The following is a 15,113-nucleotide window of genomic DNA, read 5'->3' on the forward strand; positions in this document are numbered from 1 at the left end:
GTCTGTCACCGCGGGTACGGCGAGGGCTCCTCAGCGCGGGCAGTCGTCGACGGGCAGGTCGCGTCGCGCGGCCCGGGCGCCACGCAGGCTGAGGAGCGAGTCGACGGTGAGCACGATGAGGGCGAGCCAGACGATGCCGAAGCCGATCCACCGCTCGGGCGGCATGTGCTCGTCGAGCAGGACCACCGCGCAGAGCAGCTGCATGACCGGGGTGATGAACTGGATGAGTCCGATCGACACGAGCGGGATACGGCGCGCGGCGGCGGCGAAGCACAGCAGGGGCACCGCGGTGACCAGTCCGGAGAGGACGAGCAGCGACGTGTGCACGCCGCCGTGCAGGCCGAACTGGAGGTCGCCCTGCGCGCCGACGACGACGAGCAGCACCACGGCGACGGGGGCCAGCACGACGGTCTCGACCGTGAGGCCGTGGATCGCGTCGAGGCTGACGCCGACCTTCTTCTTCGTCAACCCGTAGAGCGCGAAGGACACGGCGAGCGTCAGGGCGACCCACGGCACGCGTCCGCCGGAGATCCCGAGGTAGACGCCGGCCACGACACCGATGCCGACGGCCACCCACTGCAGCACGCGGAGGCGCTCACCGAGCACGACGACGCCGAGGGCCACCGTGACGAGGGGGTTGAGGAAGTAGCCGAGCGCGGCCTCGGAGGTGTTGCCCGAGGTCACGGCCGCGACGTAGACGACCCAGTTGACCGCGATGAGCACCGCCGCCACCGCGGTGCCGGCGAGCAGCCGAGGCCGTCGCAGCAGTGGCCTGATCCAGCCGAGGTCGCGCACGACGAGGAGCACGATGACGCAGAAGAGCAGCGTCCAGAGGATGCGGTGGGCGAGGATCTCCCACGGCCCGGCAGGCTTGAGCGCGTCGAAGTAGAGCGGGAAGAGCCCCCAGAGGCCGTATGCCGCGAAGCCGAGCAGGGTGCCCCGCCCGACCTCGCCGTGGGGTGCGGTCGACCCGGTCCCGCGCGGGCCGGAATCGTGGGGCGCGACGGACGGAGCGGTCTCCCGGGCGGTCACGCCCCCACGGTCCAGGTGTCCCGACCGGCGAGCAGGGCGTCGATGTCGGCGTCGGTAACCTCACCCGTGCGGGCCGAGGCGATCTGCTCGCGCAGGGAGTCGTCGTAGGTCGGGCGCTGGACGTTGCGGAAGATCCCCATCGGGACGTGCCCGAGGTCGGGGCTGTCGAGCCGCGAGAGCGCGAACGCCGCGGACGGGTCGGGTGCCGACGCGTCGTGGCGCACGATGCGGGCCGGGTCGGCCTCGGCGCGCGGCACGACGGCGAGCGACCCGCGGTCGTCACGCACGACGACCGTCTCGGCGGTGCCGACCTCCTCACCGTCGGCGAGGTGCAGGATGCGGGCCGCCGCCTCGGTGCGGTCCTTGAGGACGTCGAAGACGCCATCGTTGAAGATGGGGCAGTTCTGGTAGATCTCCACGAGCGCCGACCCACGGTGCTCGGCCGCGGCGCGGAGCACCGACGTCAGGTGCTGGCGGTCGGAGTCCATCGTGCGGGCCACGAAGCTGGCCTCCGCGCCGAGCGCGAGCGACACGGGGTTGAAGGGCGTGTCGAGCGAGCCCAGCGGGGTCGACTTCGTCACCTGGCCGACGTGCGAGGTGGGGGAGTACTGCCCCTTGGTGAGGCCGTAGATCTCGTTGTTGAAGAGCAGGATCTTGAGGTTGACGTTGCGGCGGAGCGCGTGGATGAGGTGGTTGCCACCGATCGACAGGGCGTCGCCGTCGCCGGTGACGACCCAGACCGAGAGGTCCTCGCGCGTCGCCGCGAGCCCGGTGGCGATGGCGGGCGCTCGCCCGTGGATCGAGTGCATGCCGTAGGTGTCGAGGTAGTAGGGAAAGCGCGAGCTGCACCCGATGCCCGAGACGAAGACGATGTTCTCGCGCTTGAGCCCGAGCTCGGGCAGGAAGCCCTGCACGGCCGCGAGGATCGCGTAGTCCCCGCACCCGGGGCACCAGCGCACCTCCTGGTCGGACGTGAAGTCCTTCTTCGTCAGCGCGGTGCCGTCGGTGAGGAGCGGGACGCCGGCGGTGCCGTGGGCACCGGGGGCACCGGGGGCACCGGGGGCGTCTGGTCCGCTGGACGGCATACCCAGGTCGGTGGTCACTTGGCGGCCTCCTTCAGGGGCACGTCCGAGACGGACGCCACAGCGGTGGCGATGACGTCGGCGAGCTCGGCCGCCTGGAACGGCAGGCCGCGCACCGACGTGTGCGACTCGATGTCGACGAGGTACTTCGCCCGCAGCAGCATCGCGAGCTGACCGAGGTTCATCTCGGGCACGATGACCCGCTGGTAGGAGCGGAGCACGTCGCCCGTGTTGGCGGGGAAGGGGTTGAGGTGGCGCAGGTGCGTCTGGGCGACGCGGGCTCCGGTGGCCCGCGCCAGGCGGACGCCCGCGGCGATGGGACCGAAGGTCGAGCCCCAGCCGAGGACGAGCACGTCGGCGTCGTCGGTCGGGTCGTCGACGACGAGGGGCTCGATGCTGTCGGCGATCCCGTCGATCTTGGCCTGACGCAGCCGAGTCATGTGGTCGTGGTTGTCGGGGTCGTAGGAGATGTTGCCCGTGACGTCGGCCTTCTCGATGCCCCCGACCCGGTGCTCGAGGCCCGGCGTGCCCGGGATCGCCCAGGGCCGGGCGAGGGTCTCGGGGTCGCGGAGGTAGGGATGGAAGGTCGGCTGACCCTTGTCGTCCACGGCGTTGGGCTCGGTCGCGAACTCCACGGCGATGTCGGGCAGCTCGGCCGTGCGCGGCAGCCGCCAGGGCTCGGAGCCGTTGGCCAGGTAGCCGTCGGACAGGACGATGACGGGAGTCCGGTACGTCGTCGCGATGCGCACCGCCTCGACGGCGACGTCGAAGCAGTCGGCCGGCGTCGCGGGCGCCACGACGGCCACGGGCGACTCGCCGTTGCGGCCGAAGAGCGCCTGGAGCAGGTCGGCCTGCTCGGTCTTGGTCGGCAGGCCGGTCGACGGGCCGCCGCGCTGGATGTCGCAGACGATGAGCGGCAGTTCGAGCGACACGGCGAGCCCGATCGTCTCGGCCTTGAGCGCGAGGCCGGGCCCCGACGTCGTCGTCACACCGAGCGCGCCGCCGAAGCTCGCACCGAGGGCGGCGCCGACGCCGGCGATCTCGTCCTCGGCCTGCATCGTCGCGACGCCGTAGCGCTTGAGCCCGGCGAGCGTGTGGAGGATGTCGGAGGCGGGGGTGATCGGGTAGCTGCCGAGGAAGAGCGGCAGGTGTGCGCGGTGTGCAGCGGCGACGAGGCCGAGCGACAGCGCGACGTTGCCCGTGACGTTGCGGTAGGTGCCCGCAGGCATCGTGGCCGGGGCCACCTCGTAGGCGACCGCGAAGTCCTCGGTGGTCTCGCCGTAGTTGAAGCCCGCGCGCAGGGCAGCGAGGTTGGCCTCGAGGATCTCCGGCTTGTCGGCGAACTTCGCCTTGAGGAACGCCTCGGTGCCGTCCATGGGCCGGGTGTAGAGCCACGAGAGCAGGCCGAGCGCGAACATGTTCTTCGCCCGCTCCTTCTCCTTGCGGGTCAGGTCGGTGAAGGACACGAGGGCCTCGACGGCGATCGAGGTCAGGGCCACCGGGTGGACGTCGTAGCTGTCGAGCGAGCCGTCGTCGAGCGGGCTCTCGAGATAGCCGACCTTGGAGAGGTTGCGCTTGGTGAACTCGTCGGTGTTGACGATGATCGCTGCGCCACGCGGCAGGTCGCGCAGGTTGGCCTTGAGGGCGGCGGGGTTCATCGCGACGAGGACGTCGGGGGCATCACCGGGTGTCAGCACGTTGTGGTCGGCGAAGTGCAGCTGGAAGCTCGAGACGCCGGGCAGGGTGCCCTGGGGCGCGCGGATCTCGGCGGGGAAGTTCGGCAGGGTCGACAGGTCGTTGCCGAGCAGTGCGGTCTGCGACGTGAAGCGGTCTCCGGTGAGCTGCATGCCATCGCCGGAGTCCCCGGCGAATCGGATGACCACGCGATCGAGCTTCTGGACCAGTTTGGCGCTCATGCTCTGCGACGTCCTCGAACTTCCATACGATTCACGGCCCGGGGCCCTGTGCGGCGGGCAACTTCCATGCTATGTCGCTCTCCGAGCACAATTGCGCAGGTTGCCATCACGTGGACAGCCGCGCCGCGTCCGGGCTCGCAGGCGTCGGCGCCAAGCCGGCCCCGGGGACCACGCCACTCGCGTACGGGCATGGATAGGCTGGCCGTCATGTCCGGGTACGTGGCCGTCGCAGCGGTGCTGGGGGCGGGCGTCCTGCTCGTCACGGCGGCGATGCTCGTGCGACGGCTCCTCGCACCGCGCGCACCGCACGCGGCCAAGCTGGCGACGTACGAGTCCGGTGTCGACCCGGTCGGCGAGGGCTGGGCCCAGACGAAGGTCCGCTACTTCGTCTTCTCCTTCCTCTACGTCGTCTTCGCCGTCGACGCGGTCTACCTGTTTCCCTGGGCGACCGTCATCCGCGACGCCGACCTCGGCCGCGCGAGCCTCGTCGAGGTGGGCATCTTCATCGGTGTCATCGTGCTCGGTCTGGCCCACGCCGGCCGTCGCGGCCTGCTGAGGTGGGTGTGATGGAGCAGAACCCGAGCACGGTCAGCCAGCCGGTCAGCCAACCGGCCAACCAACCGGCCAGCCAGCCGGTCAGCCTGCCGATGCCGACCGTGGGGCCGGCGACGATGGGCGTCCTCGGCGCCCACGCGCCCAAGCCGATCAAGGTCGTCCTCAACTGGGGCCGCCGCTACTCCCTGTGGGTCTTCAACTTCGGGCTCGCCTGCTGCGCCATCGAGTTCATCGCCGCCTCGATGGGCCGCCACGACTTCATCCGCCTCGGCGTCATCCCGTTCGCGCCGGGTCCGCGCCAGGCCGACCTCATGGTCGTGTCGGGCACCGTCACCGACAAGATGGCCCCGGCGATCCGCCGCCTCTACGACCAGATGCCCGAGCCGAAGTACGTCATCTCCTTCGGCGCCTGCTCCAACTCCGGCGGCCCCTACTGGGACTCCTACTCCGTGACGAAGGGCGTCGACCAGATCGTGCCCGTCGACGTCTACGTCCCCGGCTGCCCGCCGCGCCCCGAGGCGCTGCTGCACGGCATCATCCGCCTCCAGGAGCAGATCGCCGCCGAGCGCCTGTCGACGCAGAAGCTCAAGGGCAGGTATGCCGGCACGCGCGTCGGCAGCGCGGGTGACGTCCGCCGTCCCCTCCTGCGCCGTGGCGCGAAGCCGGGGGAGGGCGGACGGTGAGGGTCACCGACGTGCGCGACGTGCCCTTCGGGGAGTGGTCCGGCACGGTGCTCTCGCTCCGTGAGGAGGGCTACGCGTACTTCGACTGGCTCACGGCCGTCGACGAGACCGACCGCGAGGGCGACGACGCGGGCTTCGACGTCGTCTGTCACCTGCTCGACACACGCGTGCCGGGCGCGCTGCGGTCGGTGCTGCTGCGCACCCGCGTCACCGGGGGTCTGCCGGTCCCGTCGCTGACCGGGATCTTCCGCGGCGCTGCGTGGCACGAGCGCGAGACGCACGAGATGTTCGGCATCGACTTCGACGGCTTCGACGACGGGAGCGGCCTCGGCCTGCGCCCGCTCCTGCTGCCCGACGGCTTCGAGGGCACCCCGCTGCGCAAGTCCTTCGTCCTCGCCGCCCGCGCCTCCAAGGCCTGGCCCGGTGCCAAGGAGCCCGGTGAGGGCCACGACTCCGCCCGCGCGCCCGGTCGCCGGCGCGTGCAGGCGCCCGGCGTGCCCGGACCGGAGTGGGGACCGCGATGAGCGACCTCGCTCCGTGGCTCGAGGTCGTGCTGCGCGCCGTCGCGGTGCTCGCGGCCTTCCTCGTGCTGCCCCTGCTCGTCGGCCAGACCGAGCACAAGGTCATGGCACACATGCAGGGCCGGCTCGGGCCGATGTATGCCGGAGGCTTCCACGGGTGGGCCCAGCTCGTCGCCGACGGCGTGAAGTTCGTCCAGAAGGAGGACATCACGCCGGCCCGGGCCGACCCCTGGGTATTCTGCCTCGCCCCTTTCGTCGCGCTCATCCCGTACCTCGTCGCGCTCGCGGTGATCCCGCTGTCGCCGACCGTGGTCGGTGCGACCGTCGACGCGAGCGTCGTGCTCGTCCTGGCCGTCATCGGCGTCGGCATCATCGGCACGCTGATGGCCGGCTGGGCCTCGGCGAACAAGTACTCCCTGCTCGGCGCGATGCGCGCCGCCGCCCAGCTCGTGTCCTACGAGCTGCCGATGGTCCTCGCGGTCGCCTCCGTCGCCCTCGCCGCCGGCAGCCTGTCGCTCGTCTCGATCGCCGAGGCGTGGAACCCGTGGTGGCTGCTCTGGCAGCTGCCCGGCGCCGTCGTCTTCCTCGTCGCGGCCCTCGCCGAGCTGCAGCGCCCGCCGTTCGACATGCCGCTCGCCGACTCCGAGATCGTCTTCGGCGCCTTCACCGAGTACACCGGCCTGCGCTTCGCCTTCTTCCTGCTCGCCGAGTACGCCGGCATCGTCGTCATGTCGCTGCTCTTCGCCGTGCTCTACCTCGGCGGCTGGTCAGGGCCGTTCGAGCAGTGGCTCGGCTGGTTCTGGACCGTGCTCAAGGGCTTCCTCGTCGCGGTCGTCGTCATCTGGCTGCGCGTGTCGTGGCCGCGCATGCGCGAGGACCAGCTGCAGCGCCTCGCCTGGGTGTGGCTCGTGCCGCTGGCCCTGGTCCAGCTGGGAGTGACCGCCGTCGGCGTGGTGATGACTTCATGACCCCCACCGTCCCCAGGGTCCGAACCGTCGAAGGGCCACGTCCGGCCCCCCTCTCCCCGTCGAAAGGCCACGTTCGGCCCTTCGTTCACCGTCGAGAGGCCACGAGTGGCCGCCGTGCGCGGTTCGAGTGGCCACGTCTGGCCGCCGAGGCCCGCGCCACTCGACCTGCGGGAGCGGGCCGTACGTGGCCTCTCGACGGTCTGAAGTGGGCCACACGTGGCCTCTGGACGGTTGAGGAGGATGGGGTCCGGGACGGGGTCGGGGTCCCGGCCGGGGAGCGAGCAGAGGAAGAGGTGAGCGCACGTGGCTGACGGGATCATTCCCGGGCTCGTCAAGGGACTCGCGACGACGGCGAAGTCGCTGACCCGGCACACGCACACGGCCGAGTACCCCGACGTGTCACCCGCGCTCCCGCCCCGGTCCCGCGGCGTCATCGCGCTGACCGAGGAGAACTGCACCTCGTGCATGCTCTGTGCGCGCGAGTGCCCCGACTGGTGCATCTACATCGACTCGCACAAGGAGGAGCTGCCGCCGACGGCCCCCGGCGGCCGCGCCCGCCAGCGCAACGTCCTCGACCGCTTCGCCATCGACTTCTCGCTCTGCATGTACTGCGGCATCTGCATCGAGGTCTGCCCGTTCGACGCGCTGCACTGGAGCCCGGAGTTCGAGTACGCCGAGACCGACATCCGCGACCTGCTCCACGAGAAGGACCGCCTCGGCGCTTGGATGGCCACCGTCCCGGCGCCGCCTGCCCTCGACCCGGGAAGCGCCGACCCCGCCGAGGTCACGGCGGCCGCGAAGCCGGCCCGCGGGTCCGCCGGAGCAGCCGCTCCCACGGGTGGTACGCGTGGAGCCGGGGCCGCGCCCCGACCGACGCGGGTACGCCGGGAGGCCACGACCCCGCCGCAGACGACCCCCGAGACGGCGGCCCCGCCCGCAGCCGAGCAGACCGGGGTCATGCCGGCCTCCAGCCCCGAGCCGACGACAGCAGCGGCCGAGCAGACCCGGGTCATGCCGGCGGTCGAGCGCACGGCTGCGCTGCCCGCTGCTGAGCGCACCGAGGGCCCGGCGGCCTCCGAGCAGACCTCGGCGCTTCCACCCGCCGACGGCGCTGAGGCCGAGCGGGCCGCGGAGCAGGCTGCGGCACAGGGAGACTCGACCCAGGTCCTGCCGACGGTGTCGACCGACGAGGAGGGGAGCGAGTGACGACCCGCGACATCGTCTTCACCGCGGTCGGCGCCGTGACGGCCCTGTCGGCTCTGCTGTCGGTGACGACGAAGCAGGTCGTCCACGCGGCGCTGTGGCTGCTCGTCTGCCTCGGTTCGCTGGCGGGTGCCTACCTCGTGCTCGGGCAGGAGCTCGTCGGACTCGTCCAGCTGCTCGTCTACGTCGGCGCCATCGTCGTGCTCGTCCTCTTCGCGCTCATGCTGACCCGCGCGCCGATCGGTCCCCACGCCGAGATCGACACCCCGTGGTGGCAGCGCCTGGTCGGTGCCCTCCTCGGCGCCGCGACGACCGCACTGCTCGCCTCGCTCCTGCTCCCGCTCTTCTCCGGTGCGACGGCCGACCTCGACACCCCGACGACGACCACGCCCCGGGTGGCCCAGGCGGTCTTCGGCACGTGGGTCTGGCCCTTCGAGCTGCTCTCGGTGCTGCTCCTCGTTTCGCTCATCGGTGCCTTCGCCGTGTCGCGTCTGGTCCTGCACCGTGACGGCGGCGACGGCGCCCGCCACCCGGGCACCGTGTCGGCGGGCGCACGGTCGGACGGTCGCGGATGATCCACCTCTCGCTGCCGGCCGCCCTGTCGGCACTCCTGGCCGGCATCGGCGTCTACGGCGTCCTCGCGCGCCGCAACGCCGTCCTCGTCCTCATCGGTGTCGAGCTCATCCTCAACGCCGCGAACCTGCTGCTCGTCACGGCCGGGTCCCGCCCCGGCGCACCGCTCTCGGCCGGTCCGGTGCTCACCCTCTTCGTCATCACGATCGCCGCCGCCGAGATCACCGTGGCGCTCGCGATCATCCTCGTGATGTTCCGCCGCACGGGACACATCGACCTCACGGCGGTTCCCGACCTCACCGACGACGAGCCGGACGAGCCGGACGACCCGGACGACCCGGACGACGCCGGCGACCCCGGCGACGCCGAGGACCCGCGCGCCGCCGACCGGGACGGCCACCCGCGCGACGCGACCCGTGAGCCGGCGGCAGCGGGGGAGGCCCTCGCATGAGCTGGATCGTCCGGATGATCGTCGTGCTCCCGGCGTTGGCTGCCCTCGCAGGGCTGCTCACGCGGCGCCAGCGCGGGCTGGCGGCGGCCGTCGCCGTGTCGGTGTCGGCCTACGTCGCCGTGCTCGGACTCATCCAGTGGATCGCGCCGTCGCGCACGGCCGACATCGATTCGGTCGGCAGCCTCCCGCTCGGCGACCTCTCCGTGCCGCTGCACCTGCTCTCCGACCGTGTCTCGGGCCTCGTGGCGTTCGTCGTCGCGCTCGTCGTGCTCGGCATCCAGGTCTTCACCGCGTGGTACCTCCGCGACGACCCCCGCTACGGCCAGTTCGCCGCAACCGTCTCGCTCTTCGCGGCCGGCATGCTGCTCCTCGTCCAGTCCGGCGACCTCGTGCTCATGCTCGTCGGCTGGGAGGTCATGGGTTGGTGCTCGTGGCTGCTCATCGGGCACGACAGCGAGCGCGCCGCGGCGAGGCGAGCGGCCTACAAGGCCTTCATCGTCACCCGGGTCGCCGACATCGCCATGGTCGTGGGCATCGTCGCGCTCTCGGTGCGGGCCCGGTCGACCGACCTCATGGCGGTCCTCACGGCCACCGGAGACGGCACGCTGCTCACGATCGGTCTCGTCGGCGTCGTCATCGGCGTCGCCGGCAAGTCGGGTCTCGTGCCGTTCCACGACTGGCTCCCCGACGCGATGGAGGGCCCGACCCCGGCGTCAGCACTCATCCACGCGGCGACGATGGTCGCGGCCGGCACGTACGTCATCGCCCGCCTCTTCTCGCTCTACGCCGGTCACGACGGCGCGCGCACCCTGCTCGCCGTCCTGACAGCCGTGACCATGGTCTACGCCGCACTGCTCGCGCTCGTGCAGACCGACCTCAAGCGGATGCTCGCCTACTCGACCCTGAGCCAGATCGCGATCATGCTCTCGGCGCTCGCCGCGGCACCGGCGGAGCTCGGGCCCGGAGCGGGCATCGCGCACCTCGTCGGCCACGCCTTCTTCAAGGCGCTGCTCTTCCTCGGGGCCGGCTGGCTCTCGGTGCTCGCCGGCGCGACCGCCGTCGCCGCCCTGCGCGGTCGACTGCGTCCGACCGGCGCGTTGCGCTGGTCGATGGGGATCGGCCTGGCTGCGCTCGCCGGGGTGCCGCCGCTCATCGGCTTCTTCACCAAGGACACCGTCATCGACGCCGCGCTGGATGGTGCGACGAGTGGTGGCGGTCTCCGTGCCTGGCTCGTCGTCGTCGCCCTCTTCGTCACCGTCGTCCTCACCGCGGCCTACTGCACCCGCGCGTGGCTGCTGCTCGACACGCCCGTCGCCGAGACGGGCGCGCTGCCCGACCTCGAGCCCGCCGTCGTCGCCGAGGAGGACGTCGCCGTCGTGACCGCCAGCGACAGCGCCGACGACGCCGAGGTCGAGCGCGTCCACGCCCACGGCCACGCCCCCATCACGCTCCCGGCCGCGCTCGTCGTGTCCGTGCTCGCCGCCCTCACCGTCGTCGGCACCCTCTTCCTCGTCGGCCTCCGCGGTGGCGTGCACGTCGGGCTCCTCAGCGCCCTGCTGTCCGTCCTGCTCGTCGCCGGAGCCGCGTATGCCGTGTGGTCCGTCAGCGACCGCGGCCGGCTCGACGTCGCCGACCGGGTCCCGAGCCGAGTCCGGGAGCCGGCGGTGCGCGGCTTCGGCGTCGACACGGCATACGTCGGCGTCGGCCGGGCGGTCACGGCCGTCGCGCGTCTCGTCGTGGCGCTCGACCGTGACGTCGTCGACGCCTACCCGCGGGCGGCCGCCGTCGTCGCCCGGGCGGCCGGCCGGGCGGGGGAGCGCAGCCACCGCGCCGTGCCCTCGCTGTCGCTGCTCAGCCTGCTCGTCGGCGTCGTGGTCGTCGCCGTCCTGGGGGTGGCCGCATGGCGCTGACCCTCATGCTCCTGCTGCCGCTCCTCGCGGCGATCGCCCTCATCGCGATCCCTGGCGAGTCCACCGTCGAACGCGGCATCGCGCTCGGATCCACCGTCGCCACAGCGGTGCTCGCCGTCGTCGTGGTCTGGGGCCGCCACGAGGTCGACGTGCCGTGGATCCGCTCGCTCGGCGTCCGGTGGCACTTCGGCGTCGACGGCATCTCGGCAGCCCTCGTGCTCCTCACCGCGCTGCTCACCGTCGCCGTCGTCGCGCACGCCCTGTCCGGGCCGATCCCCAGGGGAGGCACCGGGTCGACCTTCCTCGGCTGCATCCTGCTCGTCGAGGCGGGGGCGCTCGCCACGTTCATGGCGCGCGACGCGATCCTCTTCTTCATCGCCTTCGAGGTCGTCCTCGTGCCGATGTGGGTGCTCGTCCGCCGCTTCGGTGACGACCACGTGCGCGACGAGACCCGCGCCGACGCCGCGGGCCGGTTCGTGCTCTTCACGGTCCTCGGCTCGACGCTGATGCTCGTCGGCATCCTCTTCCTCGTCCACCACCAGGGCACGAGCGACCTCACCGTTCTCGCCGAGCGCCACGGCGTCGGGCTGTCCCGGCCGCTCCAGGTCGCGATCGCCGCGATCCTGCTGCTCGGGCTCGGCATCAAGGTGCCGCTGTGGCCGCTGCACACGTGGCTGCCCTCGGCGCACACCATCGCCCCCACCGCGGGCTCCGTGCTCCTCGCCGCCGTCCTGCTCAAGATGGGCACCTACGGCATCGTCCGGCTCGCGGTCGGCACGGTGCCCGCAGGAGTCGCGCAGCTGAGCCCGGTCCTCGCGATCCTCGGCGTCGTCGGCATCCTCTGGGGAGGGCTCGCCTGCCTCGTCGAGCGCGACCTCAAGCGCCTGATCGCCTACAGCTCGGTCGCGCACATGGGCTTCGTCGCCCTCGCCATCGCGTCGGGCAGCGAGACGGGTCTGCAGGCGGCGCTCTTCGGCAACATCGCCCACGGTGTCGTCGCGGCCCTCCTCTTCTTCGTCGTCGGCGACCTCAAGGAGCAGTGGGGCTCCTCCGACCTCCACGTCGCCCGGGCCGCGCTGCGTGACAAGGCTCCGCGCTTCGGCCTCGCGCTCGTCGTCGGCCTGGCGGCGGCGCTCGGGCTCCCCGGTCTCGTCAGCTTCTGGGGTGAGTTCCTGGCGTTGTATGCCGCGTGGTCCCCCGCGCCCGACCGGCCCGTCGCCCTCCTGCGCGTCTGTGTCGTGCTCGGTGCCGTGGGGCTCGCGCTCGCGGCGGCCTACGCGCTCCGGGTGGCCCGCATCGTCTGGGCGGGGGAGGGCAGCGACGCCGCCGAGGGGCCGGCGGGCGAGCCCGTGGCGGACGCCCGTGGCGCCCGCTGGGCGGTCGTCATGACGCTCGTCGTCGTCATCGTCACGCTCGGCCTGCTCCCGCACCTGCTCCTCGGCCTCTCGGACGCCGCGACGTCCGGCCTGCTCTCCGGGCTGGGGGTCTCGCGGTGACGGGCCTCGCCATCGACTACACCACCCTGCTGCCGGCGCTCCTGCCGGTCGCCGGGCTCGTGCTCGTGCTCGTCGCCGACCTCGTCAACCCGCGCCTTCGCCGAGTGCCCTACGCCGTCGCCGCCCTGGCCGCCCTCGGGGCAGCCGTGGCCACGGTGCCCGGGCTCGTGCTCGGCGGCGGTACGACGCGCGAGACGTTCTGCCTGACCGGCCGGACCGCCGCGAGTGCGTCGGCGCCCACGGTCGACGGGTTGCCGCAGGTCTGCCTCTGGCAGGCCGACGCCCTCGGCAGCACCCTCCAGCTCGCTGCCGCCGTCTCGGCCGTCGTCTGCATCGCCCTGGCCTGGCCCCGCACCCGCCGCCGGCGCCCGCCCGACAGCACCCGTGAGCCGGTCGAGGCCGTGCTGCTCCTCGCGGCCCTCGCCGGCACGATCGTCGTGGCCGCCAGCCGCGACGTCGGCACGTGGCTCGTCGCCCTCGAGCTCGCGACCCTGCCCGTCATCGCGCTCGTCGCCCTCTCCGGACGCCGGTCAGCCGTGGCCGGCGCCACCCAGCTGCTCGTGACGTCCCTCGTCTCCTTCGCCCTGCTCGTGCTCGGCGTGGCTCTGTGGTTCGCCGCGACGGGGAGCCCGTTCCTGACCCCGGACGCAGCGCTGTCCTCCGGTGGCGCGTTCTCGGCCGCGTCGGGTGCCCCGACCTCCGTCGTCTTCCCGTCGGTCTCCGGAGGTGTCGTCGCGCTGGCGACGGTCCTCGTCGTCGCCGGGGTCGGCTTCAAGCTCTCGCTCGTGCCGTTCCACGCGTGGACGCCCACGGCATACGCCGGCTCGTCGGTGCCCGTCGCGACCTTCCTCGCGACGGTCTCCAAGATCGCGGCGCTCGCGGCGCTGCTCGTCGTGCTCCGCGCGGTCGCCGCGCTCGGGACGCCGGCCCTGGTGTCGATCGCGCTGCTCGCGTCGCTGAGCATGACGCTCGGCAACGTCATGGCGCTGCGTCAGGACGACGTCGTGCGTCTGCTCGCGTGGTCGACGGTCGCGCAGGCCGGGTGGGTCGTGCTGCCGCTCGTCAGCATCTCCGCGCTCGGCGTCAGCGCCAGTGCCACCTACCTGCTCACCTACGTCGTCGCGACCCTCGTCGCCTTCGCCGTCGTCGCGGTCACCCTGCGCGACCAGCCCGGGGAGGGACGGTCCATCGCGGCCTACGAGGGTCTGTGGCAGCGCAGCCCGTGGCGGGCCGGCGCGCTCGCCCTGGCCCTGACCTCCCTCGCGGGACTGCCCCCCGGCATCATCGGCCTCGTCGGCAAGATCACCGCCCTGCGACCGGTCGTCGCCGAGGGCTGGGTCTGGCTCGCGGTCGTCGCAGCGGTCAACGCCGTCATCGGCGTCGCCGTCTACCTGCGCTGGCTGCGTGCCGTCATCACCGCCCCCGACGTGGTGGCCGGTGCCGGCACCGAGGGCGCAGCCCCCGCACCGGTCGCTGTCGCGCGGCGGCGACCGGTCATGGTCGCCGGGCTCGTCCTCGCGTCGGCGGTCCTCGTCGTCGTCAGCGTCCAGCCCGACCTGCTCCTGCGCCTCCTCGGCTGACGGCGACCCCGAGGCCGCGGGCCGCGAGGTCGCCGCAGCCGGAGGGCCAGGGCGCGGCTCCGACGGTGCGCCGCCATCGTGATGGTCTCCGGGCTCGGCTCCTCCTCGACGGGGATCTGGGTCACGGAGGTCGACGAGGAGGGTTCCTGCGTCGCTCAGGGGATTCCCCGTGGGAACACGCGTTGCGGGCCGCTCGTTCACCCGGCATGCACAACCACTTCAACGGGCTCAAGACGGCCGCGCTCTTCGGCGGCATCTGGGCCCTCCTGCTCGGGATCGGCGCCCTCGTCGGTGGCGGGCGCTTCATCTGGTTCTTCGCGCTCATCGGCGTCGCGATGACGTTCTACGGCTACTGGAACAGCGACAAGCTCGCGATCCGGGCCATGCACGCCTACCCGGTCTCCGAGGCGCAGGCGCCGGCGATGTACCGCATCGTGCGCGACCTCTCGACGGCCGCCGGCAAGCCGATGCCGCGCCTCTACATCAGCCCGACCCAGGCGCCGAACGCCTTCGCGACGGGGCGCAACCCGTCGAACGCAGCGGTCTGCTGCACCGAGGGCATCCTCGGCCTGCTCGACGAGCGCGAGCTGCGCGGCGTGCTCGGTCACGAGCTCATGCACGTCTACAACCGCGACATCCTCACCAGCTCGGTCGCCGCCGCGGTCGCCGGCGTCATCACCTCGATCGGCCAGATGCTCATGTTCTCGAGCATGTTCGGCGGCGGTGGCTCCGACGAGGACCGTCCCAACCCGCTCGCGCTGCTCGCGATGAGCCTGCTCGCGCCGATGGCCGCGATGATGATCCAGATGGCGATCAGCCGCACCCGCGAGTACGACGCCGACGAGGACGGTGCGAAGCTGACCGGCGACCCCCTCGCCCTCGCCTCGGCCCTGCGCAAGCTCGAGTCCGGCGTCGCGCGCGCACCGCTCGCCCCCTCCCAGGACATCGTCAACGCGAGCCACATGATGATCGCGAGCCCGTTCCGGGCGCAGGACGTCACCCGGTTCCTCTCGACGCACCCGCCGATGGACCAGCGCATCGCGCGCCTCGAGAGCATGGCCGGCGGTCCGCTCCACCGCTGACCGGGCCCGGGGACCACGACGAGGGAGGCCACCCCGGCGGCGGCGGGCCCGTCGATCTGGC

Annotated in this window: 14 protein-coding genes; 11 read left to right on the forward strand and 3 right to left on the reverse strand. The window is 72.5% G+C overall.

Features of this window, described 5'->3' with window-relative positions:
- Nucleotides 1-30: 30 nt before the first annotated feature.
- From rarD to NR112_RS08085, 3 genes are read right to left on the reverse strand one after another with little or no spacing between them, the layout of a single operon-like run.
- On the reverse strand, nt 31-1,032 hold the full coding sequence (gene rarD, locus NR112_RS08075) for an EamA family transporter RarD (RefSeq protein ID WP_256793481.1): 1,002 nt from the start codon (nt 1,030-1,032) through the stop codon (nt 31-33).
- Nucleotides 1,029-2,135: a 2-oxoacid:ferredoxin oxidoreductase subunit beta gene (locus NR112_RS08080; protein ID WP_256793482.1), complete on the reverse strand. Its 1,107-nt coding sequence runs from the start codon at nt 2,133-2,135 to the stop codon at nt 1,029-1,031. The genes rarD and NR112_RS08080 overlap by 4 nt, the downstream gene beginning before the upstream one ends.
- A complete protein-coding gene (locus NR112_RS08085; RefSeq protein ID WP_256793483.1) occupies nt 2,132-4,030 on the reverse strand; it encodes a 2-oxoacid:acceptor oxidoreductase subunit alpha in 1,899 nt (632 codons plus the stop codon). Before NR112_RS08085 ends, NR112_RS08080 begins: the two co-directional genes overlap by 4 nt.
- A gap of 207 nt (nt 4,031-4,237) precedes the next feature.
- Between NR112_RS08085 and NR112_RS08090 the strand changes: the two genes are divergently transcribed.
- The 11 genes from NR112_RS08090 to htpX all read left to right on the forward strand — a co-directional run bounded on the left by NR112_RS08090 (nt 4,238) and on the right by htpX (nt 15,052).
- Complete coding sequence (locus NR112_RS08090; protein ID WP_256793484.1) at nt 4,238-4,597, forward strand: NADH-quinone oxidoreductase subunit A; 360 nt, start codon at nt 4,238-4,240, stop codon at nt 4,595-4,597.
- A gap of 104 nt (nt 4,598-4,701) precedes the next feature.
- The gene (locus tag NR112_RS08095) at nt 4,702-5,268 is read left to right on the forward strand and encodes an NADH-quinone oxidoreductase subunit B (protein ID WP_306216979.1); all 567 of its coding nucleotides are present in this window, start codon (nt 4,702-4,704) and stop codon (nt 5,266-5,268) included.
- Nucleotides 5,265-5,792, forward strand: a complete 528-nt coding sequence (locus tag NR112_RS08100; protein ID WP_374511909.1) for an NADH-quinone oxidoreductase subunit C — start codon at nt 5,265-5,267, stop codon at nt 5,790-5,792. The genes NR112_RS08095 and NR112_RS08100 overlap by 4 nt, the downstream gene beginning before the upstream one ends.
- Entirely contained in the window at nt 5,789-6,757 is a 969-nt protein-coding gene (gene nuoH / locus NR112_RS08105; RefSeq protein WP_256793487.1) for an NADH-quinone oxidoreductase subunit NuoH, read from the forward strand. Before NR112_RS08100 ends, nuoH begins: the two co-directional genes overlap by 4 nt.
- A 303-nt stretch (nt 6,758-7,060) precedes the next feature.
- The gene (locus NR112_RS08110) at nt 7,061-7,963 is read left to right on the forward strand and encodes an NADH-quinone oxidoreductase subunit I (protein WP_256793488.1); all 903 of its coding nucleotides are present in this window, start codon (nt 7,061-7,063) and stop codon (nt 7,961-7,963) included.
- Nucleotides 7,960-8,535: an NADH-quinone oxidoreductase subunit J gene (locus NR112_RS08115; protein WP_256793489.1), complete on the forward strand. Its 576-nt coding sequence runs from the start codon at nt 7,960-7,962 to the stop codon at nt 8,533-8,535. Before NR112_RS08110 ends, NR112_RS08115 begins: the two co-directional genes overlap by 4 nt.
- A complete protein-coding gene (gene nuoK / locus NR112_RS22480; protein ID WP_306216927.1) occupies nt 8,532-8,984 on the forward strand; it encodes an NADH-quinone oxidoreductase subunit NuoK in 453 nt (150 codons plus the stop codon). The genes NR112_RS08115 and nuoK overlap by 4 nt, the downstream gene beginning before the upstream one ends.
- Nucleotides 8,981-10,894 (forward strand): NADH-quinone oxidoreductase subunit L, encoded by a 1,914-nt coding sequence (locus tag NR112_RS08125; protein ID WP_256793490.1) that lies wholly within the window; start codon nt 8,981-8,983, stop codon nt 10,892-10,894. The genes nuoK and NR112_RS08125 overlap by 4 nt, the downstream gene beginning before the upstream one ends.
- Nucleotides 10,885-12,390 carry a NuoM family protein gene (locus NR112_RS08130; RefSeq protein ID WP_256793491.1) on the forward strand — a complete coding sequence of 502 codons (1,506 nt, stop codon included), beginning with the start codon at nt 10,885-10,887 and terminating at the stop codon, nt 12,388-12,390. Before NR112_RS08125 ends, NR112_RS08130 begins: the two co-directional genes overlap by 10 nt.
- On the forward strand, nt 12,387-13,970 hold the full coding sequence (locus NR112_RS08135; protein WP_256793492.1) for a proton-conducting transporter membrane subunit: 1,584 nt from the start codon (nt 12,387-12,389) through the stop codon (nt 13,968-13,970). Before NR112_RS08130 ends, NR112_RS08135 begins: the two co-directional genes overlap by 4 nt.
- Before the next feature lie 206 nt (nt 13,971-14,176).
- Nucleotides 14,177-15,052, forward strand: a complete 876-nt coding sequence (gene htpX, locus NR112_RS08140; RefSeq protein ID WP_256793493.1) for a zinc metalloprotease HtpX — start codon at nt 14,177-14,179, stop codon at nt 15,050-15,052.
- Nucleotides 15,053-15,113: the final 61 nt, after the last annotated feature.

The organism is Terrabacter sp. Ter38, assembly GCF_024519435.1.
Taxonomy (GTDB): Bacteria; Actinomycetota; Actinomycetes; order Actinomycetales; family Dermatophilaceae; genus Terrabacter.